This window comes from Bradyrhizobium sp. SZCCHNRI20481, from assembly GCF_032485055.1.
Lineage (GTDB): Bacteria > Pseudomonadota > Alphaproteobacteria > Rhizobiales > Xanthobacteraceae > Bradyrhizobium.
In genome coordinates, this window is record NZ_JAUEUE010000016.1 from 47,728 (window position 1) to 73,020 (window position 25,293).

Here is a 25,293-nt window from a genome sequence, read left to right on the forward strand (position 1 = left end):
CTTATCGATCATGGCGTCACTGCACTTCGCATCCGCGCTTCTGCCCAAGGGTTGGGCCGAGGACGTGCAGGTCGTCATCAGCAACGGCACAATCGCGTCGGTCACCGCGGGCGTGCCTCCGACCTCCGCCGACGAGCAACATGAGGTCGCGATCCCCGGCATCGCCAGCCTGCACAGTCACGCGTTCCAGCGCGGCATGGCAGGGGTTGCCGAGATCAGCGGTCCTTCCACCGACACGTTCTGGACCTGGCGCGAGACGATGTATCGCTTCGCGCTGGCGATGAGCCCTGACGATGTCGAGGCGGTCGCGACGCTGCTCTATGTCGAGATGCTGGAGCGCGGTTTTACGCGGGTCGGCGAATTCCATTATCTGCATCATGATCGCGATGGCACGCCTTACGCCGACATCGCCGAGATGGCGGTGCGCATCGCCGGTGCAGCTCAATCATCCGGCATCGGCCTGACGCTGCTGCCGAGCTTCTATGCGCATGGCGGGTTCGGCGGCGCCGCGCCGCATGAGGGACAGCGGCGCTTCATCTGCGATGTCGATCGCTTCGAGAGGCTGCTCGCGGCGTCGCGCAGGGCTATCAGCACTCTTGCCGGCGCCAATCTCGGCATCGCGCCGCACAGCCTGCGCGCCGTCGCGCCGGATGAGCTGAGCACGCTGTTGCCGCTTGCGGACGGCGGCCCGATCCACATTCACGCCGCCGAGCAGGTCAAGGAGGTCGAGGACTGCCTGGCCTGGTCGGCGCAGCGTCCCGTGCAATGGCTGCTCGATCATCATGCCGTCGATGCTCGCTGGTGCCTGATCCACGCGACGCACATGACGCCGGATGAAACGGCGGCACTCGCGAGCAGCGGCGCGACGGCCGGCCTTTGCCCCATCACCGAAGCCAGCCTCGGCGACGGCATCTTCCCGGCGCGCGACTTCTTGCGCGCGCGTGGACGCATCGGCGTAGGCACCGACTCGAACGTGCTGGTCGGCGTTAGCGATGAGTTGCGCCAGCTCGAATACGGCCAGCGGCTGACGCATCGCGAGCGCAACGTGCTGACGTCAAGTCCGGATGCGTCGACGGGCCGCACGCTTCTCGATGCCGCGCTCGCCGGCGGCGCGCAGGCGCTGGCGCAATCTCTCGCCGGGCTGCAGGTGGGCGGCCGTGCCGACATCGTCACGTTCGATCTGACGCATCCTTCGCTCGCGGGGCGGACGCAAGATGCGCTGCTCGACGGCTGGATCTTCGCGACGTCGAACGACGCGATCGACTGCGTCTGGGCCGGCGGCGCCAAGGTCGTCCAGGGCGGCCACCATCGTTCGCGCGACACGGCCCGGCGCGGCTTCAACAGAGCCGTGCGGAGGCTGCTCGCATGAGCCTCGCCGATGACAGCGCCAAGCAGGCAACCGGCACGCTCTACAAGACGATCCGGCAGGACATCGAGCGCCGCATCCTCACCGGCGAATGGCCGCCGGGCCATCGCATCCCGTTCGAGCACGAGATCATGGAGCACTATGGTTGCTCGCGCATGACCGTGAACAAGGCGCTGTCGGAGCTTGCCCAGGCCGACCTGATCGAGCGGCGGCGGCGCGCCGGCACTTTCGTGCGGCGACCGCAATTCCTGTCGGCCGTGCTGAAGATCCCCGACATCCGCGCCGAGATCGGCGCGCTCGGCCGCGCCTATGGCTACGAGCTGATCTCATCGACGCGCCGCACCGCCAACGCGGCCGATCGCGAGCGCCTCGGCGTCAAGACGCCATGCAAGGTGATCGCGATCCGCTGCCGGCACAGCGCCGACAATTTGCCATTCGCGATCGAGGATCGCCTGATCGACCTCGATGCCGTCCCCGACGCGGCCAAGGCCAATTTCAAGGTCGATCCGCCCGGCTCCTGGCTGCTACATCACGTGCCATGGACCGAAGCGGAGCATGCGATCAGCGCCATCGTCGCCGACGAGGCGATCGCCGATGGGCTCGACATCGCGATCGGCGCACCCTGCCTCGTGATCGAGCGGCACACCTGGCGCCAGAACCAGCCGCTCACAGCGGTGCGGCTGGTCTATCCCGGCGAGCAGCATCGGCTTGTGGCGCGGTTCAGGGGCAGCGAATGAAACGATCAAGCGCGCCCGGCCTGAGCACGAGATTTGCAAGCACGCTTGCAGACGCAGGCGGACCGCGCAGCCTTGACGGCGCGCGAGCCGCGCGACCAGTTTCCTCCCACCGCAAAGGACGATGACGATGCGCAGATTCGGGCTACTTGCAGTAACGGCCGCGCTCCTGACTTCGACGACCGCCTACGCCGATGACGTCAAGGTCGGCATCGGCATTTCCGGCTGGACCGGCTTCGCGCCGCTGACCTTGGCGAAGGAAGCCGGCATCTTCAAGAAGAACGGCCTCGACGTCACCATCAAGAAGATCCCGCAGAAGGATCGCCACCTCGCGATCGCCGCCGGCGACGTGCAGTGCGCGGCAACTACGGTCGAGACCTGGATCTCCTGGAACGCCAACGGCGTCGCCACCAAGCAGATCTTCCAGCTCGACAAGAGCTACGGCGCCGACGGCATGGCCGTGCGCAACGACATCGCTTCCATCAAGGACCTGAAGGGCAAGACCGTCGCCGCGTCTGCACCCGGCACCTCGCCCTATTTCGGGTTGGCCTGGATGCTCAAGAAGAACGGCCTCACGGTAAAGGACGTCACCATCGTGAACCTGGAGCCGGCCGCCGCCGCGCAGGCCTTCGTCGCCGGCCAGAACGATGCGGCGATGACCTACGAGCCGTATCTGTCGACGGTGCGCACCGCTCCCGACAAGGGCAAGATCATCGCGACCACGCTGGACTATCCAATGGTGATGGATACGTTCGGCTGCACGCCGAAGTTCCTGACTGAGAACCCAAAGGCCGCCAAGGCGCTCGCCGACAGCTACTACGAGGCGCTCGACATGATCGCCAAGGACCAGGCCAAGGCGTACGAGATCATGGGCGCGGATGTGAAGCAGAGTGGCGAGCAGTTCGGCAACTCGGCAAAGTATCTGCGCTGGCAGGACAAGGCGGCGAGCCAGAAGTTCTTCGAGACGGAGTTCAAGACCTTCAACAAGGAGGCCGCCGAGCTCCTGCTCGAGGTTGGCATCATCAAGCAGATCCCGAAAATCGAGGATCTGTATGATGCGAGCTTCATCAAGTAAAGCCCGCCCCGCACAATCCGTCATTGCGAGCGAAGCGAAGCAATCCAGGGCCCAGAGTGCGACCTCTGGATTGCTTCGTCGCTTCGCTCCTCGCAGTGACGGCGTTGATGCATCTTGCCCAACAATGAGCAGGGTACTCCGAGCTCTTTCAGACTCACCATCCGCAGCCCGCAATCCTTCGCGGGCTGCATCCAACGCGAAAGCCTGATCCGTGATCCGTCCCCTCGACCCCGTCAGCGCCAGATCGAGAACCGCGCTCGGCCTCGGCTTCTTCGTCGTGTTCGTCGCCGCGTGGTCGCTGGCGACGTTCGGCGGCTATGTGCCGAAGACGTTCCTCGCCGATCCCCTGACCATGCTGCACGAGGGCTGGGATCTGCTGACCAAGTTCGGCTTCCTCTATGATATCGGCATGACCGTCTGGCGCGTCGTCGGCGGCTTCGTGCTCGCTTCCGTCATCGCCGTTCCGCTCGGCCTGTTGATGGGCGCCTACAAGCCGATCGAGGCGTTCCTCGAGCCGTTCGTGTCCTTCGCGCGCTATCTGCCCGCCTCCGCTTTCATTCCGCTGTTGATCCTGTGGGCCGGCATCGGCGAGCTCCAGAAGCTTCTGATCATCTTCATCGGCTCGGTGTTCCAGATCATCCTGATGATCACCGTGACTGTCGGCAATACCAGGCGCGATCTCGTCGAGGCTGCGTATACGCTGGGCGCCAGCGACCGCGGCATCATCGGCCGGGTGCTGCTGCCGTCCGCTGCGCCTGATATCGCCGAGGTCCTGCGCCTCGTGCTCGGCTGGGCCTGGACCTACGTCATCGTCGCCGAGCTGATCGGCTCGTCCTCCGGCATCGGCCACATGATCACCGACAGCCAGGCGTTGCTCAACACCGGACAGATCATCTTCGGCATCATCGTCATCGGCCTGATCGGGCTGATCTCGGACTTCCTGTTCAAGGCGTTCAACGCCTGGCTGTTTCCGTGGAAGCTCGCATGACCACGCTCGTCATCGACAACGTCACGCGCACCTTTCCGGCCCGCCAGGGCCATGCGCCGACACGCGCGTTGGAGCCGGTCGATCTCACGATCGGCACCAACGACTTCGTCACCATTCTCGGCCCCTCCGGCTGCGGCAAGTCGACCTTGCTGCGCATCGTTGCCGGCCTCGACCATCCGAGCAGCGGCAAGGTGCTGCTCGACGGCAGCGAGGTGACCGGCCCCGGCGCCGATCGCGGCATGGTGTTCCAGTCCTACACGCTGTTCCCCTGGCTCAGCGTGCGCGAGAACATCGCCTTCGGCCTGCGCGAGCGCGGCGTATCCGAGGCCGAGCGCAACGCGATCGCCGACCGCTTCATCAATCAGATCGGGTTGAAGGGTTTTGAGAACCACTGGCCCAAGCAGCTGTCCGGCGGCATGCAGCAACGCTGCGCGATCGCGCGCGCTCTCGCCAACGATCCGAAGATCCTGCTGCTCGACGAGCCGTTCGGCGCGCTCGACAACCAGACGCGGGTGCTGATGCAGGAGATGCTGCTCGGCATCTGGGAGCGCGACCAGAAGACGGTGCTGTTCGTCACCCACGACATCGAGGAGGCGATCTTCCTCGGCAGCCGGGTGCTGGTGATGAGCGCGCGGCCCGGCCGCATCAAGGCCGACATCAAGATCGAGCTGCCGCATCCGCGCTCCTACAAGGTCAAGACCTCGCCGGAGTTCGTGGCGCTCAAGGAGCGGCTGGTCGAGGAGATCCGCGCCGAGGCGCTGAAGGTAGCGGCGGAGGCGTAATCCCCCCCGATCAGAACCGCTCGGGCCTGACCACCTCGACATCGGACACGGTGACGAGGCCGATCTGATGCTGGACCACGGCAAAGACGGCATCGAGCACGGCATCGACGCGACCGCCATCGACGATGCACATGATGGCCGCCATCTGGCCGACCTCCGAGACCTGGCCGCCGGCCGACCAGGGGCCGGACTGGCCACGCCCGGCGATCACCGGCAGCACGGAATAGCCGGTCACGCCGGCCTGGTCGAAGCGCTCGGTGACCCGTCGCAGCAGCGGCATCTCGATGATCAGATCGATGCGCTTCTTGGCGAATGTCTTCATCGTCTCCTCCCTCATTTCACGGCGCCGGCGAGCATCGTCGCAGCGCCGATATAGAGCGGAATGCCGACCAGCAGGTTGAACGGAAAGGTGATCCCTAGCGAGAGCGTGAGCGGGATCGCCGCATTGGCCTCCGGCAGCGCCAGCCGCAGCGCGGCGGGCACGGCGATGTAGGACGCGGAGGCCGCGAGGGTCATCAGCACGGCGGCCGAGCCGGCCGATAGCCCGATGGCACTCGCGAGCAGAGCGCCCAGCGCCGCGCCGATCAGCGGCATCAGCACGGCGAAGCTGCACAGCGGCACGCTGAGATATTTGCGGCCGTGCTGCAGGCCGCGGCCTGCGATCAAGCCCATGTCCAGCAGGAACACGCAGAGGAAGCCTGGGAAGAGATCGACCAGGAACGGCTTCACCGTCGCGAGCCCCTTGGTGCCGGTGATCATGCCCACCACGAAGGCACCGAGCAGAGTGACCACGGAGCCGTTCAGCATCACCTCGCGCCACATCGAATGCCCGTCTCCCGCTTCGGTCTTGCGATGCGGACGCGCGAGCTGCAGCGCCGACACGATCGCGGGCGTCTCCATCGCAGCCGCGACCGCGACCATGTAGCCCGCGAACGGCAGGGACACGAGATTGAGCGCGCCGGTGACGGCGGCAAATGTCACCGCCGAGATCGAGCCGTAGTGTCCGGCCACGGCCGCGGCGTCCACCGGCGACAGCCGGCTCATTCGCGTCAGCAGCAGATAGGCCAGGATCGGCGTGAAATAGGACAGCAGGATACCGGCGCAGATCGCGGCGACCAGATCCCAGCTCATGCCGTGATGCGCGACCTCGACGCCGCCGCGGAAGCCGATCGACATCAGGAGATAGAGCGACAGCAGCTTCGCCACCGCCTCAGGTACGGTGAGATCGGACTTCGCCAGCGCGGCGGCGAGGCCGACCACGAAGAACAACACCATCGGCGACAGCAGATTCTGAAACGCAAGTTCGGTCAGCCCCATGAAGCCCTACTCCGCATCGGGCGGACGGCCTCCGGTGCCGGCCTCCGCCCTCCAAGGGCGCCCCCCAATGGGCGCCGGCCGCACTTGCAGCAAAGGGCGATAATTTGTAAAATTGATAATTGAAAGCTTTACCATTGTAATTCTCAATCATGACCGCCCCATGCCGAAGACGCTGACCAATCTCGACATCGACCTTGTGCGCACCTTCGCGACCATCGCGCGGCTCGGCAGCTTCACCCAGGCCGCCGAGCGGCTCGGACGCCAGCAATCGACGATCTCGCTGCAGATCGGGCGGCTCGAAAGCGCGGTCAACGCCAAGCTGCTGGAGCGCTCGCCGCGCGCGGTGGCGCTGACCACCGAGGGCAAGCTGTTCCTGGACTACGCGCAGAAGCTGCTCGACCTGAACGACGAGGCGGTGGCGCGGTTCGGCGAGCCGATGATGACCGGCGTGGTGCGGCTGGGGACGCCGGAGGATTTCGCGACCCGCCATCTGCCCGAGGTGCTCGCGCGATTCGCCCAGGCCTATCCGTCCGTCGCGCTCGAAGTCACCTGCGACCTGACGCTCAACCTGGTCGACCGCTTCCGCGCCGGCGATTTCGATCTGGTGCTGGTCAAGCAGGAGCCATCGGTGCGCGCCAAGGGCCTGCGCGTCTGGCGCGAGCCGCTGGTATGGGTGTCAGGCAGCCGCGACTTCCTGCATCACGGCGCGAAGGTGCCGCTGGTGGTGTCGCCGCCGCCCTGCGTCTACCGCAAGCGCGCCACCACGGCGCTCGACAGAGCGAGGAAGCCATGGCGCATCTCCTACACCTGCGCCGCCCTGTCCGGCGCGCATGCCGCAGTCAAGGCAGGGCTCGGGCTCGCGGTGCTGCCGAAGGATATGGTGCCGGCAGGCCTGCACGTGCTCGACGGCCATGACCTACCGGATCTCAAGGACACCGAGATCGCGCTGCTCGAAGTCAAGGGTCTGTCGCTGCCGGCGCAACGGCTGAAGCAGCACATCGTCCGCTCGCTCGAATAGCAAGGTAGCGGCCGATACGCTTCAACCATGGCACGAGGTGGAACGCGCTCATCAGCAAATACATCACGGTCATGTCGCCGAGCGGCGCGCCCGCCGGCATGGCCGTGCAGATCACGTCCGACCGGCCGTCACGCGCCATGGCGTTCAGCACGGCCATCAGCGCGAAGGTCGGCGCCGCAGCGAAGCGGAGACCATTGGCGATGTCGGGCATCGCGCGCATCCTGGTCGGGAGGAACGCCATGGCTCTGCTCCGTGGTCAGCGCTGGCCGTATTCGTCGTGGCGACGCCACCAGACGCCCTGCTCGTTGCGGCCCTTGGGTGCGCGATCGAGCCATTGATAGGCGCCCCATAGCCCGTCGAGGCCGCGCGCATAGGCCGAATAGGTGTGATAGACGGCACCATCCTCAAGGATGAAGGCGCTCATGCCCGGCCGATCGCGCATGAAGGTCGCGCCATCCGTGCCGGTGCCGGCGGCGATCTCCGCCACCATCGCCGGCACGTCGCCAGCCCCGAGCGGAGGACTGGTGCGGTAGTTGTAGTCGGTGCCGCCCTGGCGCTGCTGCTCCTCGGTGATCGCGACGTTGAAGTCGAAGTTGAAGTCGCTGCTCGCCGACGACGCCCAGGGGAAGGTCCAGCCCATCCGCGCCTTGTAGGCCTTCAGCTTGGCCAGCGGCGCGCGCGACACCGCCCACAGCATCACATCATGATTGGCGAGATGCACCGAAAAGCCGTTGAAGCCGTCGGCGATCATCGAGCAGGACGGGCAGCCGGCCTGGAAGTCGGGTCCGAACATGAAGTGATAGACCAGCAGCTGCGAGCGTCCCCTGAACAGGTCGGGCAGCGCGGCGGGTCCGTCCTCGGTGTCGAAGCGATAGGCCTTGTCGACGCGCACCCATGGCAGGGCCTGGCGGCGCTCCGCCAACTCGTCGCTGCGGCGGGTGAGTTCCTTCTCGGCTTGCAGCAGGTCGAGCCGGGCCTTCAACCAATCTTCGCGCGTCCCGGTGATATGCATGGTCATGATCGTCATCCTTTTGCGTGTTGACCGCAGCTCAGACTAGGATCGGTACGGGAGGGGCCGGGAGTGACAAGTATGGCGGGATTTGCATGGACTCGCTGATCTCAGCGGCGGCGCAGGCACTCGCTGCGGGCGATCCGCTCGGCGCATTGAACCGGGTTGCGTTGCGCGATGATCCCCCGGCGCTGGCGCTGCGCGGCATCGCGATGGCGCGGCTTGGCGATTTCGGGCGTGCGAAGGCGCTGCTGCGGCAGGCCGCGCGAAGCTTTGGCCCCAAGGCAGTTCTGGCCCGCGCCCGCTGCACCGTCGCAGAGGCCGAGATCGCACTCGCAGCGCGCGATCTCGGCTGGCCGACCAAATCGCTCGCGGCCGCACGCCAGACCCTGGAGCAGCAGGGCGACCGCGCCAATGCCGCCTATGCGCGCAGCCTCGAGATCAGGCGCATGATTCTGATCGGGCACCTCGATGACGCCGAGCGAGGCCTCGCCGAGCTCGATCCCTCGCCGCTGCTGCCGGCCGCACGCACGATCTACGAGCTGATCGTCGCCGGACTGGCCTTGCGCCGTCTACAAACAAAGACCGCGCGATCGGCGCTCGAGCGCGCGACGCGGTCGGCGCGGCAGGCCCGCATTCCGGAGCTCCAGGCGGAGATCGAGCGGGCCTCGTCGGCGCTGTCGGCGCCGGCCGCGCGGATGATCCTGCGCGGCGAGGAACGCCTGCTGCAGCTCGACGACGTCGAATCGCTGTTCCGGTCGGATGTGCTGATCGTCGATGCCTGCCGATTGGCGGTACGCCGGGCGAGCCAGATCGTGTCGCTGGCGCGGCGCCCGGTGCTGTTTGCACTCGCCCGGCGGCTGGCCGAGGGGGTCCCCGATGATGTGCCGCGGGCCGCACTGATCGCGCATGCATTCCGCGGCAAGGAAGCCGACGAGTCGCACCGCGCCCGCCTGCGCGTCGAGATCGGACGGTTGCGCCAGCTCCTCCATGGCCTGGCCGATATCAATGCCACGCGCGACGGCTTTGCCCTGGTGCCGGGTCGCGATCACGACGTCGTCGTCCTCGCACAGCCGATCGAGGACGACAATGCCACCGTGCTTGCTTGCCTCGCCGACGGTGAGGCATGGTCAAGCTCCGGCCTTGCGCTGGCGCTGGGCGCGAGCCAGCGAACCGTGCAGCGTGCCCTCGATGGACTGGCATCGTCCGGCAGGGTCCAGTCGTTCGGTCGGGGCCGCGCGCAACGCTGGACCTGCCCCGTCGTGCCGGAATTCGCGACCGCGTTGTTACTCCCGGCGTGGTCGTCGCTCGACTAGCGTGGGTCCATCGGAAAAAGTGGGATGGCAGACATGACACGAGCAACCGCAGAGATCATTCGCGAGTACGGCCCGTTCGACGACGCCGAGCGCGTCAACGGCGTCAGCTATGACGGTCGGCAGGTGTGGATCGCGACCGGCAACAGCATCAAGGCGTTCGATCCGGCCGACGGCGCGGTACGGAAGTCATTGGATATCCCCTCGCATGCCGGCACGGCGTTCGATGGCCGGCACCTCTATCAGATTGCCGAAGATCGCATTCACAAGGTCGATCCCGATAATGGCCGCGTGCTCGCGACGATCCCGGCGCCGTCGGGAGGCGGGGACTCGGGGCTCGCCTGGGCCGAGGGATCGCTCTGGGTCGGCGCCTATCGCGATCGCAAGATCCACCAGATCGATCCCGCGACCGGGCAAATCCTGCGCAGCATCCCGTGCACGCGTTTCGTCACCGGCGTCACCTGGGTCGATGGCGAGCTTTGGCATGGCACCTGGGAAGACGACGTCAGCGACATCAGGCGCATCGATCCCGCGACCGGCGAGGTGCTCGACCAGCTCGACATGCCTGCTGGCACCGGCGTCTCCGGCATGGAATCCGACGGCGGCGAGACGCTGTATTGCGGCGGCGGCGGCAGCGGCAAGGTCCGCGCCGTCAGGCGGCCGAAGCGGTCGCGAGGGTGAGCCGGCAAATCGACCCGCGGACGGCGTAGCGAAGGGAAGGCAGCCCTATTTCCCGATCGACGTATAGGCCGCCTTGCGGAAGTTGGCGTTGGCTTCCTCGCGGGTCTGCAGCTGCTGGCCACCGCCGCCACCGACCGGCTTGGTCGGCGTGACCACCGAGAACAGGACGAAGCCGCCGGCCTTGCGCGGGAAGATGAAGTATTCGGCGATGTCCGACTTCTCGCTGTCCTCGCAGGAGGACATGCCGCGGAACACGACGGCGCTGTCGACCAGTTCGCTGTTGCGCGCCGAGATGAACTTGCCCTTGCAGTCGCGCGCGTCGTTGCCGATGATCGTGGCGGCGACTTCGAGGCCGTCGACATTCCGCTGCGGCGGCACGATCCGAACGAACCCGGTGGCGTTGTCGGCCTTCCAGGCGACCCCGCCCGATGTCAACCACACTGGCCGTTCGCCCCCGCCCAGAATGGCCGGATGCGACAGCGCGGCTTTGAGAATGAAGTTGGAGGCGATCTGCATCGCTTCCAATTGCAACTCGGGAGAGTCCTCCGACGCCCGCGCCGGCTGCGTGCTCGCCGTCGCGGTGGCGGCGGGCGGCGCTCCCTGACGCTGCGCCGAGGGAGCGCCGTGCTGCACGGTGAAATTCGTCGCGGCCGCCATTCCGCCGGCATTGATCATGCGCACGCAATTCGCCAGCGACGGCAGCAGCACCGACGTGCCGTTCAGATCGAACTGGAACAGATTGCCCTGGGCGAAGGCCGACATCGTCCGTGCCGCCCTGAATGCCTTGATCAGGCTGGAGTCGTTCGGCATCGGCACGACGACCATGTTGGCCGACCACACCGAGCCCTCGACATTGTAGGAATTGCGCCCGTCGAAGCTGAGCACGATGGGAAACTTCTGTCCCTGCGACAGCGACCAGCCGGGATGGATGAAGGCGAGAGCCCAGTTGAAGGTCGGCAGCGCGAGAACACCGAAATTGATGCCGCTCTTGTAGCTGGCGGAAGCGATGCAGCTCGAGAATTTTCCGGTGTTGTCGTCGGTGTAGGCGCCGCCCGACCAGCCCGCGACGGAGATGGAGCCGTAAGGCCCCTTCGCATGCGCAGGCTCATTCAACGCAGCTGTCGCCAGCGCCAGGAGTGAAGCCATCAGTCCAAGGACCGCACGCCGTACCGTCATCCCAATTCCCCGTTTTCGCCGCATTGTTGCAATTCCCGCGGCTACGTCAAGTAGCAGCGAACAACGTGCGACCACCCCAGGGATTGCGAGGCCGACCGGCCTCGTGCCCACGAAGGCACAACATGTCGCGGACGTCCTCCACAGCCCTTCATGGGAGCGTCATCGAACTCCGCTAGCGCTTGCCGGGTCTCACGCAGGCCAAGGGCTTCCTCGAAAGGGTTTCCTCGACATGACCACCACGCTGCCGGTGCTCGGCGCCGCCCTCTCCGTCAAGTCCATTCCGGCTCATCGCGACTGGCTGCTCCAACGTCAACGCGATCTCGAGATCCAGGACTTCTTCCGCGCGGACCTTCTCGACAGCGACTGGCGCAGCACCGCCAAGGAGATCAAGTCGATGCTGGACGGGCACACCGGTCGGCTCGGCATCCACGGCCCGTTCTGGGGCTTCAAGATCGACAGCCACGACCCGATGATCCGCCGCGCCGTGACCAAACGCTTGCTGCAGGGGCTCGAGGTCGCCGAATTTCTCGGCGCCACCCAGATGGTGATCCACTCGCCGTACACGACCTGGGATGCCAACAACATCGACATGCTGCCGGACAATCGCGAGGCGCTGATCGAGCGCGTGCGGGCGACCTTGACCGACGTCATTGCCTCTGCCGAGCAGGCCAACTGCGAGATCGTGATCGAGAACATCGAGGACAAGAACCCGCAGGATCGCGTTGGACTGGCGAAGGCGCTGGGCAGCAGCAAGGTGCGGGTCTCGCTCGACACCGGCCATGCCAACTACGCGCACCATTCGACCGGCGCGCCGCCCGTCGACTACTACGTCGATTCTGCCGGCGACATGCTGACCCATGTCCATCTGCAGGACACCGACGGCTACGCCGACCGCCACTGGGCGCCGGGCGAAGGCAATATCCGCTGGGTCGCCGTGTTCCGCGCGCTCGCCCGACTCAATTCCAACCCGCGCCTGATCCTCGAACTGCGCAACCATGATCACGTCAAGGCCGGCGCAGCGTATCTCGCCTCGCTCGAGCTCGCTCAATAAGCCAACGCATCCTCATTTCTCGGACAACCTCAGACCACAGAGATATTGCCATGACCAAGCTCACCCGCCGCGGCCTGCTCGGCGCCGGCGCCGCGATCGGCGGCAGCTTCATCCTGCCGCGCGTCTCGATCGCGCAAGCCGACAACCGTCCCTCGGTCACCATCGCCGTGCAGAAGGTGACCAACTCGAACGTGCTCGACGTGCTGCGCGAGCAGTCCAATGTCGGCGAGCGCGTGTTCTACTCGTCGCTGTGGGAAGGCCTGATCTCCAAGAACTTCCGCGGCAATCTCGAAGCCGTTCCCGGCCTCGCCACCGAGTGGAAGCGCATCGACGACCAGACCGTCGAATTGAAGCTGCGCCAGGGCGTCAAGTTCCACAATGGCGACGAGATGACGGCCGAGGACGTCGTGTTCTCGTTCAGCCGCGAGCGCATGTTCGGCGACAGCGAGGCCAAGAGCCGCAGCACCATCAAGGCATTCGAGAAGATCCCGGCGCCGCGCCCCGGCAAGGAGCTGCCGCCGGACGTCATCGGCGTGGCCCGCCGCATCTGGCCGGATCTCGTCCGCGTCGATGCGATCGACAAATACACCGTGCGCTTCGTCAACGCGACGCCCGACGTGACCATCGAAGGCCGGCTGATGCGCTACGGCTCCGACATCATGAGCCGCCGCGGCTGGGAGGAAGCTGCGAGCTATCTCGACTGGGCGCGTAAGCCTATCACCACCGGCCCCTACAAGATCGTCGAGTTCAAGCCCGACGTGTCGCTGACACTCGAGGCACATGATGAATATTGGGGCGGCCGTCCGCCCTTGAAGCGCATCCGCTTCCTGGAAGTGCCGGAGGTCGCTAGCCGCATCAACGGGCTGCTGTCGGGTGAGTATCAGTTCGCCTGCGACATCCCGCCGGACCAGATCGCGGGCATCGAGAGGAATGCGGCGTTCGAGGTGCAGGGCGGCACCATCCTCAACCACCGCCTCACCGTGTTCGACAAGAATCATCCGCAGCTCGCCAATCCGCTGGTGCGGCGCGCCTTCACCCATGCGATCGACCGCCAGGCGATCGTCGACAGCCTGTGGGCCGGCCGCACCCGCGTGCCGAAGGGTTTGCAGTGGGAGTTCTACGGCGACATGTTCGTCGCCGACTGGAGCGTGCCGGCGTTCGATCCGAAGCTGGCGCAGGACCTGCTCAAGCAGGCCGGCTACAAGGGCGACCCGATCCCCTATCGCCTGATGAACAACTACTACACCAACCAGGTCGCGACCGCGCAGGTGCTGGTCGAGATGTGGCAGGCGGTCGGCCTCAATGTGCAGATCGAGACCAAGGAGAACTGGTCGCAGATCCTGGAGCGCGCGCCCACCCGCGCCGTGCGCGACTGGTCGAACTCGGCCGCGTTCAACGATCCGGTGTCGTCGCTGGTCGCCCAGCACGGTCCGAACGGCCAGCAGCAGCAGGTCGGCGAATGGAGCAACGACGAGCTCAACCGGCTGTCGGAGTTCCTGGAGACCTCGACCGATCGCGAGGCGCGCAAGAAGGCGTTCCGGCGGATGCTGGAGATCGCCGAGCGCGAGGACCCGGCCTACACGGTGCTGCACCAGAACGCGACCTTCACCGCCAAGCCGAAGTCGATCAAGTGGAAGGCCTCGCCGGCCTTCGCGATGGACTTCCGCATCGGCAACTACGGAGCGTGATGCCGTGGCGCCGCTGGTCAGCATCTCCGGCCTCAGGGTCGCGTTCGACGGCACGCCCGTGCTGCATGGCATCGATCTCGACATCCGCAAGGGCGAGGCCGTCGGCCTCGTCGGCGAGTCCGGATCCGGCAAGTCGGTGACGTGGCTCGCTGCGCTCGGCCTGTTGCCGGTCAAGGCGAAAGTGTCCGGATCAGCCAAGCTCGAAGGCCGCGAGCTGCTGGGTGCTGATGGCAAGGTGCTCGACCACGTGCGCGGCCGCCGCATCGCGATGATCTTCCAGGATCCCGCCAGCGCGCTCAATCCGGTGCTCACGATCCGCCGCCAGTTGTGCGAAAGCCTCGCGCTGCATCGCGGGCTGCGCGGCGAGGCCGCGCGGGCCGAGGCGCTCAGGCTGCTCAATCTCGTCGGCATTCCCGATGCGGCGCGGCGGCTGTCGGCTTATCCGCACGAGTTCTCCGGCGGCCAGGTCCAGCGCATCATGATCGCGATGGCGCTCGCCGGCCAGCCCGACCTCCTGATCGCGGACGAGCCGACCACCGCGCTCGACGCCACGATCCAGGCGCAGATCCTCGATCTGTTGTCGGCCATCCGGCGCGAGTTCAACATGGCGATGGTCCTGATCAGCCACGACCTCGGCGTCGTCGCCGAGAATTGCGACCGCGTCTGCGTGATGTATGCGGGCCGCATCGTCGAGCGCGCCCCGGCGACGAGGCTGTTCGATGATCCCTGGCACCCCTACGCGCAGGGCCTGATCGGTGCGCTGCCGCCGCTCGATGGCATCAGGCGGCGGCTGCAGGCCATTCCCGGCACGGTCCCTGATCCCCGCGCCCTGCCGAGCGGTTGCGCCTTCGCGCCACGCTGCACCTTTGCCGGCGACGGCTGCCATGCCGGCGTGCCGCCACTGGCGCCGATCGAGCCGGACCGCGCGGTGGCCTGCCTGCGGCCGCAGCGTCTGCCGGTGGAGCTCGCCGCCGAATGACCGCGCCGCTGGTCGAGGTCCACGGGATCTCGCGCACCTACCGGATGAGGTCCGGCCTGTTCGGGCGTCCTGCATCGGTCCACGCCGTTGACGGCTTGAGCTTTGCGATTGCGAAGGGCGAGACGCTCGGCATCGTCGGCGAATCCGGCTCCGGCAAATCCACCACGGGGCGCATGGTGCTCGGGCTCGAGCCGCCCGACCAGGGCAGCGTGCGCTTCGACGGCGCGCCGATCGCGGCCCCTGGCTCGGCGGCGTGGCGCGCCCAGCGCGCGCGCATGCAGATGATCTTCCAGGATCCGCTCGGCGCACTCGACCGCCGGCTTGCCGTCGCCGAGCAGATCCGCGAGCCGCTCGACATCCACGACATCGGGACCCAGCCAGAGCGCGAGGCGCGCGTGCGCGAGCTGCTGCACGCCGTCGATCTCAACGACAGCCATGGCCGGCGCTATCCCGGCGCGCTGTCGGGCGGCCAGCGCCAGCGCATCGTGCTCGCTCGCGCACTGGCGACCAGGCCGGACTTTCTCGTCTGCGACGAGCCGGTCAGCGCGCTCGACGTCTCGATCCAGGCGCAGGTGGTCAACCTGCTCGTCGATCTGCAGGCGCGGCTCGGGCTGACCATGCTGTTCATCAGCCACGACCTGCGCGTCGTCAGGCAGATCAGCACCAAGGTCGCGGTGATGTATCTCGGCCGCATCGTCGAGCATGGCAACGCCGACGATCTGTTCGCGCGGCCCCAGCATCCCTATACGCAGGCGCTGGTCTCGGCCTCCCCTGCTCCGGGACGCCGCAGCACCAACCGCATCGTCCTGACGGGCGATCCGCCGAATCCGGCGGCGCGTCCTTCCGGTTGCGCCTTCCATCCGCGCTGCAGCCGCGCGACCGCCCGCTGCGCCAATGAGGTGCCCGCGCTCACCGCGCTGGATCAGCAGCGCCAGGTGGCCTGCCATCTCGTGACGGGGCCGCAGTCACAGACCCAGGATGCCGCGTAATGCTGCGCTATTTCGCGATCCGCCTGTCGCGCGCGCTGCTGACGATCGCACTCGTCGTCACCTTCGCCTTCATCGTGCTCAGGCTGTCGGGCGATCCCGCGCTGATGATCATGGGGCCCGAGGCGCCGCCCGAGGTGATCGCCGCATTCCGCAAGGCGTGGGGCCTCGATCATCCGATCTGGATGCAATATCTCGATTACTTCAAGGCAATCGGCCAGGGCGAGCTCGGACGCTCGATGCGCGACGGCCGGCCGGCGATCCAGCTCGTCATCGAGCGCATCCCGGCGACCCTGGCGCTGACCATCCCGGCGTTCCTGGTGAAAGTGTTGCTCGGCATTCCCGCCGGCATCTATGCAGCGCTTCACCGCGGCTCAGCCATCGACCGCGCCGTGATGATCACGGCGGTGGCCGGCTTCACGGTGCCGAGCTTCGTGCTGGCGCTGATTCTGGTGCTGATCTTCGCCGTCCAGCTCGGCTGGCTGCCGTCGGGCGGGCAGGACTCCTGGCGTCATGCCATCCTGCCGATCGTGACGCTCGGCTTCGGCGGCGCTGCGGTGCTGGCGCGGTTCACGCGTAGCGCGATGCTCGAGATCCTCGGCCAGCCCTATATACGGACCGCATCAGCCAAGGGCGTGCCCTGGCGCCGGGTCATCACCGACCATGCGCTGCCGAACGCCGCGATCCCGACCGTCACCATCCTCGGCTTCATGGTCGGCAGCCTGATCGCCGGCGCGGTCGTGGTGGAAAGCGTGTTCTCGTGGCCGGGCGTCGGCCGGCTGCTCGTCGTCGCCGTCGCCAACCGCGACCTCGCGGTCGTGCAATGCATCCTGCTGCTGGTGGCGATGACGATGGTCACGTCGAACCTGATCGTCGATTTCCTCTACGGCCTGCTCGATCCGCGGCTGCGCAGCAAGGGAGCGGAGGCATGACCGACGTTGCGATGAAGGCACCTGCCGCGCGGCGGCTGAGCTGGCCCGACGTTCCCGTCTCCGTCACGATCGCCGCGTGCTGGATCGCGGCAATGCTGCTGCTGGCCGTCTTCGCCGACCAGTTCGCACCTTATGGCTTCACCAAGTTCGACCTGCGCAATCGCCTGGCGCTGCCCGGCAACGCCGCGCATTGGCTCGGCACCGACGAACTCGGCCGTGACGTGCTGTCGCGCCTGATCGTCTCGATCCGGATCTCGCTCCTGATCGCGTTCGGCGCAACCGCGATCTCCGCCATCGCCGGCACCACGCTCGGCTTTCTCGCCGCGCATTTTCGCGGACTGGTCGAGCAGTTCGTGCTGATGCTGGCGGACTTCCAGGCCAGCATGCCGTTCCTCATCCTCGCGCTTGCCGTGCTCGCCTTCTTCGGCAACTCGCTGCCGCTCCTGATCGGGCTGATGGGCCTGTTCGGCTGGGAGCGCTATGCGCGCATCGCGCGCGGGCTCGCCATCTCGGCCAATGCGCAAGGCTATGCCGCCGCCGTGCGCCAGCTCGGCGCGACGCCGCAGCGCGTGTATCTCAAGCACATCCTGCCGAACATCGCCTCGACCCTGATCGTGTCGATGACGCTGGTGTTTCCGGAAGTCATCCTGCTGGAGTCCGGCCTCTCGTTCCTCGGGCTCGGCGTGCAGCCGCCGATGACGAGCCTCGGCAACATGGTCGGCTATGGCCGCGAATATCTCACGCGCGCGCCGTGGATCATGCTGGCGCCGGCGATCATCATCGTCGTGACCACGCTTGCGGTGTCCGTGATCGGCGACTGGCTGCGCGACCGGCTCGACCCGACGCTGCAATAGCTGCACTCAGCCGCGGGCTTCCTTGGTCGCAGAGGCGCCCTGTTCGCAGACGATCACCGCGTTGCCAGCCGGCTCGCCCGCCAGCGCCGTCCATTTCGATGCTTCCTGCAGCCAAAGGTCGCGGCGTGCCGGATCGCGTGCGGCTTCCTCATGGCAGCTCGACGCCGCCGCCAAACATGCCGATTTCCTGTCCATGCGCCAAGGTCCGACAGATCAACACCAAACGCGTTAACACAGGATAGCACGATCTGAGGTTGTGATCGACTTCGCATGATTGTCCTGCCGGCAGGTTACACATAGCGCATCGGCAGCGAATGATGTGCGTGGCAGGCGGCCACCGCGGCATGGCCGAACGCGACCGAGATCTGGTGTAGGTCGGTGACGACGTCGCCGATACCATAAAGCCCGTCGACGCCGCAGCGCTGCTTGGCGTCCACCTCCAGAAAATCCTCGGCCGTGTGTCGCGCGCCCATCCGGATGGCGAGCTCCGAGCGGACCTCAGCCCCCAGCGCGGGATAGATGACCTCGAAGCGTTCGCTGGCGCCATCTGCGAACGCCGCCTCGATGGCACCGCTCCGGCGCTGAAGCGACTGGAGAGGCGGCATCACGCGAACCCCGGCCGCGGCCAGCTCCTCCCGCGCTGCGTCGTTCTGCGCGTCATCGCTCGGGATCAACGTGATGTCGGCGCTGTAGACACGCATGAACAGCGCCTTGCCTGCAGCATGACCGAGTGCACCGACGATCGCGATCTTGCGGTCGGCTGCCTCGTAGCCATCGCAGACAGGGCAGTAGCGCAGCTCACCCTGGCGAACCGCCTCGATCCAGTCGGGAAGAGGAAACTGCCTGTCGACTATCCCCGTCGCCAGAATCACCCGCTGCGCGGCGATTGCGCCGTCAGCATATGTCGCGACGACGTCGGCGCCGGTCCTGTCGAGCGATGTCACCGTGCCGCGGATGATCGGAACGCGGAGGTCCTCCACCTGATGCTCCATCCGCGCGAGCAGCTCATGTCCCGAAATGCCGTCAGGAAAGCCAGGTAGATTATGACTGCGGGGAATCAGGGCTGCCCGAGATGCGCCGCTGTCGATGATCACGACGTCCCGTCGGAACCGCGCCAGATAGATCGCGGCCATCAGGCCGGCCGGCCCGCCGCCGACGACGAGAACTTCGGTGCGCATCGCAGCCCCTCGCCCTTCTTGACAGCTCGGCCGCGTCTGCCGCGAAACCGTTGTTCGTCCCATGCGCGCGACCGCTGCCGAACCGCAGGTTCCTGAGCGCTCGGTCGACGCCGACACCCCAAATTCTACGCAGCCAGCGGTCCCAAGTTCCCCCCCCCCCCGGGCTCCGGAGCGAAATTCGCACGGCCATAATCCGGAACACACAAGGAACTTTTTTGGGCAACGGAACTTAACCTATGTCACTGCCATGCCGCGGCGATAGTGGCAAAATTTGATACCTAAGGTTGCGTTTCGGGGAGCATCGATGCGATTTGAGAATTCAACCGACGAAAGTCTGTTGGCCTATTATGAGAGTGTCCGAAAGCAAGTTGCCGCTGATAGTCGGATCGGGGGACCCTATCGGCTCATCGGAGACCGGGCCAAGCAATACGCCCAGGAGCTTCAGGCTGAAATGCGACGACGGCAGATGCGCTTTACGCCCATCGAATGGCCGAACTGATCTGTAGAATTAATGGTGTCGTTCGTGGAGAGATACCCATCACGCGACCGCACATATGGATGGACCGGCGATGCCCTCTTCCACAAGGGGAGAGGGCACCGCATTGCGCAGGAATTATTTCGCAGCCAAGCAAAACGGGCTCACGATCATTCCCACGACCAGCTCGCGAAATCGTTCTCGAACTGAGGCACGTCCTTCCAGACGCCCTTCAGCTTCTTGTTGATCACCGTGATCCACTGCGGCTGGAACAGGAAGCCGGCGGCCGCATCCGTTGCCAGCATGCGCTGGGCGTCGCCGAGCAGCTTGGTGCGCTCCGCCTCGTTCGGCGTGTCGACGATCTTCTGATACAGCTTGTCGAAGGCCTCGGACTGATAGCCGAAGTAGTAGTTCTTATCGGTGAACTTCACGAGATCGAACGGCTCGACATGCGAGACGATGGTCAGGTCGAAATCATGCGGTCCGTTGAACACCTGTGACAGCCACGCCGCCCATTCGAGATTCTCGATCTTGGCGACGATGCCGACCTTGGCCAATTGAGCCGCGAGCACCTCGCCGCCCTGGCGCGCATAGGCCGGCGGCGGCAGCCGCAGCGACAGTTGCAGCGGCGTGGCGATGCCGGCTTCCGCCAGCAGCTTCTTGGCCTTCTCCGGGTCGTAGGGATTGATGTCGGTGGTGTCGACATAGCCGAGCGAGCCCGGCACGTAGAAGCTTCCGATCGGCGTACCCAGGCCGTCGACGGCGCCTTCGATCATCGCCTTGCGATCGATCGCGGCAAGGATCGCGCGGCGGACGCGGACGTCGTCGAGCGGCTTCTTCTTGTTGTTGATGGTGACGATGGTCTTCGCCTTTGAGCCGCCGATCAGCACGGTGAAGCGCGGGTCGGACTTGAACTGCGCGATGGTGCGCGCCGTGGTGCCGCGCGGGAAGGCATCGACGTCACCCGACAACAACGCCGCGACCTGCGCCGCCGGATCGGAGATGAAGCGGATCGTCACCTTGGACAGCTTCACGGCTGCGGCGTTGCGATAGTCCGGCCATTTGTTCAAGCTCAGGGACGAGCCCTTGGCCCAGCTACCCAGCGTGTACGGCCCAGTACCGACCGGCTGCGTCGCGTTGGTCGGCGCGCTCTTCGGCTCGACGATCGCGGCTGTGGCCTGTCCGAGCAGGAACGGCAGGTTGGGCTCGGAATATTTGAGCTTGACCTCGATCGTCTCGGCATCGGGCGCGTTGACCGCCTCCATCGCCTGGAACAGCGCCTTGTCCTTGTTGGTGCTGTTCGCGGCGCCGGCGCGCTCGAACGAGAACTTCACGGCGGCGGAATCGAACGCCTCGCCGTTCTGGAATTTCACGCCCTTGACGAGCTTGAAAGTGTAGCTCTTCAGATCCGACGAGGCCTGCCAGCTCGAGGCCAGCAGCGGCGACACCGAGCCGTCCTCGTTGATCTTGGTCAGCGTCTCATAGACGTTGTAGAGCGTGACCTCGGCGATGGCCGCGGCGGCCGCGCTGGTCGGATCGAGCCCCGGCGGCTCCAAGGTCATGCCGACGACGACGCTGTCCTTCTTGCTTTGTGCCGAGGCCGGCACAGCGGTGGCCGCGACGAGCGCGGCCAATGCGACGATGGATAGTCTTTTCAACATTGTTCGTTTCTCCCGGACGGAACCAAGTTACGCGTCAAAGCGGCTTCGAGACAAGAGGCTGGTGTTCTGCGGCGACGAGCACCGGCAGCGCCATCACGCTTTCCGCCTTGTGGCAGGCAGCGGAATGCAGCCCCGTGAGCGCCCGCAGGGAGGGTGCCGTCGCCCGGCACTGGGCATCAGCGAGTGGACAGCGCGGCGCGTAGGCGCATCCGGCCGCGCCGAGGGATTGCGACGCGATCGCGACGTTCTCGCGCCGGCGCCGGATCGCGCCGGCCTGCGCCCGCGGCACGGCGTCGAGCAGCGCCCGGGTGTACGGGTGCGCGCACTGGCCGAACAGATCCTCGGGCCGTCCGCGCTCGACGATGCGCCCGAGATACATCACCGCGACCTCGTCGCAGAGATAGTCGACGACTGCCAGATCATGACTGATCAGCACATAGCTGAGGCCGAATTGCTCCTGCAGGTCCTGCATCAAATTGAGCACCTGCGCCTGCACCGAGACGTCGAGCGCGCTGACGGGCTCGTCGGCGACGATCAGCTTCGGCTGCGTGATCAGCGCCCGCGCGATCGCGATGCGCTGACGCTGGCCGCCGGAGAACTCGTGCGGATACTTGTCCATGTCGGCGTCGCGCAATCCGACCTGCCGCAGCACCGTTGCCACGCGCGTGCGCAGGCTGTTGCGATCCGGGCTTTCCAAGGCGGTCAGCGGCTCGGCGACGATGCGCGCGATGATCTGGCGCGGATCGAGCGATCCATATGGGTCCTGAAACACCATCTGGAAATCGCGACGGGCCCGCCGCAGCTCATCCACCGAGAGGCGGTTGAGATCGCGCCCGGACATCAGCACCGATCCCGATGACGGCCGCTCCAATGCCATGATCAGCCGCGCCAAGGTCGACTTGCCGGAGCCGGACTCGCCGACGATGCCGAGGCTCTTACCCGGCATCAACGTCAGCGACACGCCGTTGAGCGCGAGCACCTGGCCCGGCGGCCGCAGCAGGCTCTCGCGCGGCAGCGCGTAGCGCTGCACGAGCTCCCTGACCTCGAGCAGCGACGTCTCTGCAATTCCTTGCGCGGCGGTGCTCAAGCGACCACTCCCGCCGGATCACATGCGAGCGCGACGCCGGTCCGGATGCACCGGACGCCGTGCCCGGCGCCGATCTCGATCGACGGCGGCAGCGCCGTGCGACAGGCGTCGATCACCAGCCCGCAGCGATCTGCGAACGGACAGCCGGCCGGCAGATCGGCGAGCTCCGGCACGGTGCCGGCGATGGTCGCGAGCCGCGTGCCCTTGCGGGCCCCGAGCCGCGGCCGCGCCCGGAACAGGCCCTGCGTGTAGGGATGGCCCATGCGCGAGAACACGGCATCGGTGCTGCCGCTCTCGACCACCGTGCCGCCATACATCACGATCATGCGCTGCACATTCTCGGCGATGACGCCGAGATCATGCGAGATCAGGATCATCGCCATGCCCTGCTCCGCCACGAGATCGGCGATGAGGTCGAGGATCTGGCGCTGGATGGTGACGTCGAGCGCGGTGGTCGGCTCGTCGGCAATCAGCACGTCGGGCTTGCAGGCGAGCGCCATCGCGATGGTGACGCGCTGGCGCTGGCCGCCGGAAAACTGGTGCGGATAGGCGTCGTAGCGTCGGGTGGGGTCCGGCAGACCGACGCGGTCGAGCAGCGCGATCGCCTGGCGTTTCGCTTCAGTCGCCGAGCAGCCGGTATGTCGCAGCAGCGGCTCGGCCACTTGGTGGCCGATCGTATGCATCGGGTTGAGCGCGGTCATCGGCTCCTGAAAGATCATGCTGATGCGGTTGCCGCGCAGCTTGCAGTAATCGGCATCGGGCAATCCGACCAGCTCGCGGCCATCGAGCTTGATGCTGCCGCTGACGACAGCGCTGTCGGGCAGAAGCCCGAGCAGAGCGAGCGCCGTGATCGACTTGCCGCAGCCGGACTCGCCGACGATGCCCAAGGTCTCGCCGCGCCGGAGCGCGAACGACACCTCGCGCACCGCTTGCGCCGGGCCGCGGCTGGTGCTGAGCCGGATGCCGAGACCGCTGACATCGAGCAGAGGCTGATCGCTCGCCATCATCGCTGCCTCGCCAGCCGTGGGTCGAGCAGATCACGCAGGCCGTCGCCGAGCAGGTTGAGGCCGAGCACCGCGAGCGCGATGGCGGCGCCGGGATACACGGCGAGGCTCGGCGACTGGAACAGCAGGGTCTGCGCATCGTTCAGCATGCGCCCCCAGGACGGCTGCGGCGGCTGGGTGCCCAAGCCGAGATAAGACAGCGCCGCCTCCGCCAGGATCGCCAGCGCAAACTGGATCGTCGCCTGCACGATCAGGACCGACAGGATGTTCGGCAGCACGTGCTCGATGGTGATGCGGAAGCGGCCCTTGCCGGCAGCGCGTGCCGCCAGGATGAACTCGCGCGCCCAGACAGCACCGGCCTGGCCGCGAGTGACGCGCACGAACACCGGGATCTGGAAGATGCCGATCGCGGTGATCGAGGTCACCATGCCCGGGCCGATCACAGCCGCCAGCATGATCGCCGACAACACCGCCGGAAAGGCGAAGGTGAAATCGCTGAAGCGCATGATCAGCTCCTCGGTCCAGCCGCGCTGCGCGGCTGCGATTAGGCCGAGGCAGACGCCGCAGGTGAGACCGATGCCGACGGCGATGATGCCGACCAGAATGGTCGCTCGCGCGCCGACCAAGAGCAGCGAGACGATATCGCGGCCGAGCACGTCGGTGCCGAGCCAATGCGCTGATGACGGCGGCCGCAGCTTCGAGGCGACGTCGATCTCATAGGCCGACCACGGCGTCCACACCAGCGACAGCAGCGCAGCGCCGAGCACCAGCAGACACAGCAGCGCGCCGACGATGAAGCTGCGATGGCGCAGCGCGCGGCGCCAGAACGCGCTCGGCGCGGGGGCCGTGCCGGCTGCGGCTTGAACGATCACGGACGAACTCACAGCTCGTGCACCTTGATGCGCGGATCGATCACCGCATACAGCACGTCGACCACGAAGTTGACGACGATCACCATCGCCGCCAGCAGCATGACGCAATTGCGCACGACGATGAGATCGCGATTGGCGATCGACTGGAAGATGAGACGCCCCAGGCCCGGCAGATAGAACACGTTCTCGATCACGATGGTGCCGGCCAGCAGGTTTGCGAATTGCAGGCCCATCACGGTGAGCACCGGGATCATCGCGTTGCGCAAGACGTGCTGCCACAGCACCTCGCGCTTCGTCAGACCCTTGGCGCGCGCGGTCCGGACGAAATCCTCGCGCAGAACGTCGAGCACCGCAGAGCGCGTCACCCGCGCCAGGATCGCGGCCTGCACCACCGCCAGCGCCACAGCCGGCAACAGCAGCGCGCGCAGCCCCGGCCAGATGCCGTCCTCCCAGCCGGGGAAGCCGCCGGCCGACAGCCATTGCAGCTTCACCGCAAACAGGAGGATCAGGAGGATCGCGAACCAGAAGTTCGGCAAGGCGATGCCGATCTGGGTCAGGGACATCACGCCGACATCGCCGAGGCGGTTGTGATTGGCGGCCGTGTAGATGCCGGCCGCGAGCGCCAGCACGGTCGTGAGTCCCATGGCCAGGATCGCGAGCGGAATCGTCATCGCCAGCCGCTCGCGGATCAGTTCGGCCACCGGCGTGCCATAGGCATAGCTGTTGCCGAGATCGCCGCTCAGCATGCCGCCGATCCAGTGCAGGTAGCGCCAGGCCAGCGGCTGATCCAGCCCGAGCTTGACCGTCAGCGCCCTGACCGCATCGGGCGAGGCATCCGCGCCCATCAGCATCTGGGCGGCGTTGCCCGGGAGCGCGTCGAGCACCAGGAATATGATCAGCGACGCGCCGACGAGGGTCGCCAGCAAGGTCAGGCAGCGCCGCAGCAGAAAAACGCTCATTCGCGCCGGGACTCCAGTTTTCGGCGGCCGCACGTTCCACAGCTTTCGGCTCCGATGCAAGCCTGTTGCCTGCATGATTGCCATTGCCCGGCGCAGGACATCTTCGCA

Annotated in this window: 27 protein-coding genes; 15 read left to right on the forward strand and 12 right to left on the reverse strand. The window is 66.4% G+C overall.

From position 1 onward, the window contains the following. Nucleotides 1-10 precede the first annotated feature (10 nt). From QX132_RS24640 to QX132_RS24660, 5 genes are all read left to right on the forward strand, one after another. A complete protein-coding gene (locus tag QX132_RS24640; protein ID WP_315733755.1) occupies nucleotides 11-1,369 on the forward strand; it encodes a formimidoylglutamate deiminase in 1,359 nt (452 codons plus the stop codon). Further along, complete coding sequence (hutC, locus tag QX132_RS24645) at nucleotides 1,366-2,103, forward strand: histidine utilization repressor (RefSeq protein ID WP_315785525.1); 738 nt, start codon at nucleotides 1,366-1,368, stop codon at nucleotides 2,101-2,103. The genes QX132_RS24640 and hutC overlap by 4 nt, the downstream gene beginning before the upstream one ends. A 127-nt stretch (nucleotides 2,104-2,230) precedes the next feature. Continuing rightward, on the forward strand, nucleotides 2,231-3,175 hold the full coding sequence (locus tag QX132_RS24650) for an ABC transporter substrate-binding protein (protein ID WP_316163106.1): 945 nt from the start codon (nucleotides 2,231-2,233) through the stop codon (nucleotides 3,173-3,175). Nucleotides 3,176-3,389: 214 nt separating this feature from the next. Continuing rightward, on the forward strand, nucleotides 3,390-4,163 hold the full coding sequence (locus tag QX132_RS24655) for an ABC transporter permease (protein WP_316163171.1): 774 nt from the start codon (nucleotides 3,390-3,392) through the stop codon (nucleotides 4,161-4,163). Then, a complete protein-coding gene (locus QX132_RS24660) occupies nucleotides 4,160-4,945 on the forward strand; it encodes an ABC transporter ATP-binding protein (protein ID WP_316163107.1) in 786 nt (261 codons plus the stop codon). Before QX132_RS24655 ends, QX132_RS24660 begins: the two co-directional genes overlap by 4 nt. Nucleotides 4,946-4,955: 10 nt before the next feature. On the opposite strand, the gene QX132_RS24665 is transcribed toward QX132_RS24660, so the two are convergent. After that, complete coding sequence (locus tag QX132_RS24665) at nucleotides 4,956-5,267, reverse strand: DUF190 domain-containing protein (protein ID WP_315733763.1); 312 nt, start codon at nucleotides 5,265-5,267, stop codon at nucleotides 4,956-4,958. A gap of 11 nt (nucleotides 5,268-5,278) precedes the next feature. After that, nucleotides 5,279-6,262 (reverse strand): sodium-dependent bicarbonate transport family permease, encoded by a 984-nt coding sequence (locus QX132_RS24670; protein ID WP_316163108.1) that lies wholly within the window; start codon nucleotides 6,260-6,262, stop codon nucleotides 5,279-5,281. Between the two features lie 160 nt (nucleotides 6,263-6,422). Between QX132_RS24670 and QX132_RS24675 the strand changes: the two genes are divergently transcribed. Beyond that, entirely contained in the window at nucleotides 6,423-7,280 is an 858-nt protein-coding gene (locus QX132_RS24675; RefSeq protein ID WP_315733767.1) for a LysR substrate-binding domain-containing protein, read from the forward strand. Here the strand turns inward: QX132_RS24675 and QX132_RS24680 are convergent. Both QX132_RS24680 and QX132_RS24685 read right to left on the reverse strand, forming a co-directional pair. Then, entirely contained in the window at nucleotides 7,219-7,521 is a 303-nt protein-coding gene (locus QX132_RS24680) for a hypothetical protein (RefSeq protein ID WP_316163109.1), read from the reverse strand. The genes QX132_RS24675 and QX132_RS24680 overlap by 62 nt on opposite strands. Nucleotides 7,522-7,536: 15 nt before the next feature. Next, on the reverse strand, nucleotides 7,537-8,298 hold the full coding sequence (locus QX132_RS24685) for a DUF899 domain-containing protein (RefSeq protein WP_316163110.1): 762 nt from the start codon (nucleotides 8,296-8,298) through the stop codon (nucleotides 7,537-7,539). Between the two features lie 86 nt (nucleotides 8,299-8,384). On the opposite strand from QX132_RS24685, the gene QX132_RS24690 reads away from it, so the two are divergent. Next, the gene (locus QX132_RS24690) at nucleotides 8,385-9,605 is read left to right on the forward strand and encodes a helix-turn-helix domain-containing protein (protein WP_316163111.1); all 1,221 of its coding nucleotides are present in this window, start codon (nucleotides 8,385-8,387) and stop codon (nucleotides 9,603-9,605) included. 33 nt (nucleotides 9,606-9,638) lie between these two features. Further along, nucleotides 9,639-10,283 carry a PQQ-binding-like beta-propeller repeat protein gene (locus tag QX132_RS24695; RefSeq protein WP_315733775.1) on the forward strand — a complete coding sequence of 215 codons (645 nt, stop codon included), beginning with the start codon at nucleotides 9,639-9,641 and terminating at the stop codon, nucleotides 10,281-10,283. A gap of 45 nt (nucleotides 10,284-10,328) precedes the next feature. On the opposite strand, the gene QX132_RS24700 is transcribed toward QX132_RS24695, so the two are convergent. After that, entirely contained in the window at nucleotides 10,329-11,459 is a 1,131-nt protein-coding gene (locus tag QX132_RS24700) for a hypothetical protein (protein ID WP_316163112.1), read from the reverse strand. 229 nt (nucleotides 11,460-11,688) lie between these two features. On the opposite strand from QX132_RS24700, the gene QX132_RS24705 reads away from it, so the two are divergent. From QX132_RS24705 to QX132_RS24730, 6 genes are read left to right on the forward strand one after another with little or no spacing between them, the layout of a single operon-like run. Further along, nucleotides 11,689-12,510, forward strand: a complete 822-nt coding sequence (locus tag QX132_RS24705) for a sugar phosphate isomerase/epimerase family protein (protein WP_315733779.1) — start codon at nucleotides 11,689-11,691, stop codon at nucleotides 12,508-12,510. A gap of 50 nt (nucleotides 12,511-12,560) precedes the next feature. After that, on the forward strand, nucleotides 12,561-14,198 hold the full coding sequence (locus QX132_RS24710; RefSeq protein ID WP_316163113.1) for an ABC transporter substrate-binding protein: 1,638 nt from the start codon (nucleotides 12,561-12,563) through the stop codon (nucleotides 14,196-14,198). A 4-nt stretch (nucleotides 14,199-14,202) separates the two neighbouring features. Further along, nucleotides 14,203-15,177, forward strand: a complete 975-nt coding sequence (locus QX132_RS24715) for an ABC transporter ATP-binding protein (RefSeq protein WP_316163114.1) — start codon at nucleotides 14,203-14,205, stop codon at nucleotides 15,175-15,177. Further along, entirely contained in the window at nucleotides 15,174-16,166 is a 993-nt protein-coding gene (locus QX132_RS24720; protein WP_316163115.1) for an oligopeptide/dipeptide ABC transporter ATP-binding protein, read from the forward strand. The genes QX132_RS24715 and QX132_RS24720 overlap by 4 nt, the downstream gene beginning before the upstream one ends. Then, the gene (locus QX132_RS24725) at nucleotides 16,166-17,095 is read left to right on the forward strand and encodes an ABC transporter permease (RefSeq protein WP_315785493.1); all 930 of its coding nucleotides are present in this window, start codon (nucleotides 16,166-16,168) and stop codon (nucleotides 17,093-17,095) included. The genes QX132_RS24720 and QX132_RS24725 overlap by 1 nt, the downstream gene beginning before the upstream one ends. A gap of 11 nt (nucleotides 17,096-17,106) precedes the next feature. Further along, nucleotides 17,107-17,949: an ABC transporter permease gene (locus tag QX132_RS24730; RefSeq protein WP_409998864.1), complete on the forward strand. Its 843-nt coding sequence runs from the start codon at nucleotides 17,107-17,109 to the stop codon at nucleotides 17,947-17,949. Between the two features lie 6 nt (nucleotides 17,950-17,955). On the opposite strand, the gene QX132_RS24735 is transcribed toward QX132_RS24730, so the two are convergent. Together QX132_RS24735 and QX132_RS24740 are read right to left on the reverse strand one after the other, a co-directional pair. Continuing rightward, nucleotides 17,956-18,144: a hypothetical protein gene (locus QX132_RS24735; protein ID WP_315785487.1), complete on the reverse strand. Its 189-nt coding sequence runs from the start codon at nucleotides 18,142-18,144 to the stop codon at nucleotides 17,956-17,958. Nucleotides 18,145-18,239: 95 nt separating this feature from the next. Next, nucleotides 18,240-19,127, reverse strand: coding sequence for an NAD(P)/FAD-dependent oxidoreductase (locus QX132_RS24740; RefSeq protein ID WP_315798203.1), 888 nt, complete (start codon nucleotides 19,125-19,127; stop codon nucleotides 18,240-18,242). 304 nt (nucleotides 19,128-19,431) lie between these two features. On the opposite strand from QX132_RS24740, the gene QX132_RS24745 reads away from it, so the two are divergent. Then, entirely contained in the window at nucleotides 19,432-19,626 is a 195-nt protein-coding gene (locus QX132_RS24745) for a hypothetical protein (RefSeq protein WP_315755179.1), read from the forward strand. A gap of 146 nt (nucleotides 19,627-19,772) precedes the next feature. On the opposite strand, the gene QX132_RS24750 is transcribed toward QX132_RS24745, so the two are convergent. From QX132_RS24750 to QX132_RS24770, 5 genes are read right to left on the reverse strand one after another with little or no spacing between them, the layout of a single operon-like run. After that, nucleotides 19,773-21,263, reverse strand: coding sequence for an ABC transporter substrate-binding protein (locus QX132_RS24750; RefSeq protein ID WP_315798202.1), 1,491 nt, complete (start codon nucleotides 21,261-21,263; stop codon nucleotides 19,773-19,775). 34 nt (nucleotides 21,264-21,297) lie between these two features. Continuing rightward, entirely contained in the window at nucleotides 21,298-22,350 is a 1,053-nt protein-coding gene (locus tag QX132_RS24755; protein ID WP_316163116.1) for an oligopeptide/dipeptide ABC transporter ATP-binding protein, read from the reverse strand. Next, nucleotides 22,347-23,357, reverse strand: a complete 1,011-nt coding sequence (locus QX132_RS24760; RefSeq protein WP_316163117.1) for an ABC transporter ATP-binding protein — start codon at nucleotides 23,355-23,357, stop codon at nucleotides 22,347-22,349. The genes QX132_RS24755 and QX132_RS24760 overlap by 4 nt, the downstream gene beginning before the upstream one ends. Then, the gene (locus QX132_RS24765; RefSeq protein WP_410052043.1) at nucleotides 23,354-24,226 is read right to left on the reverse strand and encodes an ABC transporter permease; all 873 of its coding nucleotides are present in this window, start codon (nucleotides 24,224-24,226) and stop codon (nucleotides 23,354-23,356) included. Before QX132_RS24765 ends, QX132_RS24760 begins: the two co-directional genes overlap by 4 nt. An 8-nt stretch (nucleotides 24,227-24,234) precedes the next feature. Continuing rightward, nucleotides 24,235-25,185: an ABC transporter permease gene (locus QX132_RS24770; protein WP_315778097.1), complete on the reverse strand. Its 951-nt coding sequence runs from the start codon at nucleotides 25,183-25,185 to the stop codon at nucleotides 24,235-24,237. Between the last annotated feature and the right edge of the window lie 108 nt (nucleotides 25,186-25,293).

Excerpts from the sequence above, each read along its gene's own strand:
- QX132_RS24640 (WP_315733755.1), top strand. The coding sequence starts at position 11 with ATGGCGTCACTGCACTTCGCATCCGCGCTTCTGCCCAAGGGTTGGGCC.
- hutC (WP_315785525.1), top strand. The coding sequence starts at position 1,366 with ATGAGCCTCGCCGATGACAGCGCCAAGCAGGCAACCGGCACGCTCTAC.
- QX132_RS24650 (WP_316163106.1), top strand. The coding sequence starts at position 2,231 with ATGCGCAGATTCGGGCTACTTGCAGTAACGGCCGCGCTCCTGACTTCG.
- QX132_RS24660 (WP_316163107.1), top strand. The coding sequence starts at position 4,160 with ATGACCACGCTCGTCATCGACAACGTCACGCGCACCTTTCCGGCCCGC.
- QX132_RS24665 (WP_315733763.1), bottom strand. The coding sequence starts at position 5,267 with ATGAAGACATTCGCCAAGAAGCGCATCGATCTGATCATCGAGATGCCG.
- QX132_RS24670 (WP_316163108.1), bottom strand. The coding sequence starts at position 6,262 with ATGGGGCTGACCGAACTTGCGTTTCAGAATCTGCTGTCGCCGATGGTG.
- QX132_RS24675 (WP_315733767.1), top strand. The coding sequence starts at position 6,423 with ATGCCGAAGACGCTGACCAATCTCGACATCGACCTTGTGCGCACCTTC.
- QX132_RS24680 (WP_316163109.1), bottom strand. The coding sequence starts at position 7,521 with ATGGCGTTCCTCCCGACCAGGATGCGCGCGATGCCCGACATCGCCAAT.
- QX132_RS24685 (WP_316163110.1), bottom strand. The coding sequence starts at position 8,298 with ATGACCATGCATATCACCGGGACGCGCGAAGATTGGTTGAAGGCCCGG.
- QX132_RS24690 (WP_316163111.1), top strand. The coding sequence starts at position 8,385 with ATGGACTCGCTGATCTCAGCGGCGGCGCAGGCACTCGCTGCGGGCGAT.
- QX132_RS24695 (WP_315733775.1), top strand. The coding sequence starts at position 9,639 with ATGACACGAGCAACCGCAGAGATCATTCGCGAGTACGGCCCGTTCGAC.
- QX132_RS24700 (WP_316163112.1), bottom strand. The coding sequence starts at position 11,459 with ATGACGGTACGGCGTGCGGTCCTTGGACTGATGGCTTCACTCCTGGCG.
- QX132_RS24705 (WP_315733779.1), top strand. The coding sequence starts at position 11,689 with ATGACCACCACGCTGCCGGTGCTCGGCGCCGCCCTCTCCGTCAAGTCC.
- QX132_RS24710 (WP_316163113.1), top strand. The coding sequence starts at position 12,561 with ATGACCAAGCTCACCCGCCGCGGCCTGCTCGGCGCCGGCGCCGCGATC.
- QX132_RS24720 (WP_316163115.1), top strand. The coding sequence starts at position 15,174 with ATGACCGCGCCGCTGGTCGAGGTCCACGGGATCTCGCGCACCTACCGG.
- QX132_RS24725 (WP_315785493.1), top strand. The coding sequence starts at position 16,166 with ATGCTGCGCTATTTCGCGATCCGCCTGTCGCGCGCGCTGCTGACGATC.
- QX132_RS24730 (WP_409998864.1), top strand. The coding sequence starts at position 17,107 with ATGAAGGCACCTGCCGCGCGGCGGCTGAGCTGGCCCGACGTTCCCGTC.
- QX132_RS24735 (WP_315785487.1), bottom strand. The coding sequence starts at position 18,144 with ATGGACAGGAAATCGGCATGTTTGGCGGCGGCGTCGAGCTGCCATGAG.
- QX132_RS24740 (WP_315798203.1), bottom strand. The coding sequence starts at position 19,127 with ATGCGCACCGAAGTTCTCGTCGTCGGCGGCGGGCCGGCCGGCCTGATG.
- QX132_RS24745 (WP_315755179.1), top strand. The coding sequence starts at position 19,432 with ATGCGATTTGAGAATTCAACCGACGAAAGTCTGTTGGCCTATTATGAG.
- QX132_RS24750 (WP_315798202.1), bottom strand. The coding sequence starts at position 21,263 with ATGTTGAAAAGACTATCCATCGTCGCATTGGCCGCGCTCGTCGCGGCC.
- QX132_RS24760 (WP_316163117.1), bottom strand. The coding sequence starts at position 23,357 with ATGATGGCGAGCGATCAGCCTCTGCTCGATGTCAGCGGTCTCGGCATC.
- QX132_RS24770 (WP_315778097.1), bottom strand. The coding sequence starts at position 25,185 with ATGAGCGTTTTTCTGCTGCGGCGCTGCCTGACCTTGCTGGCGACCCTC.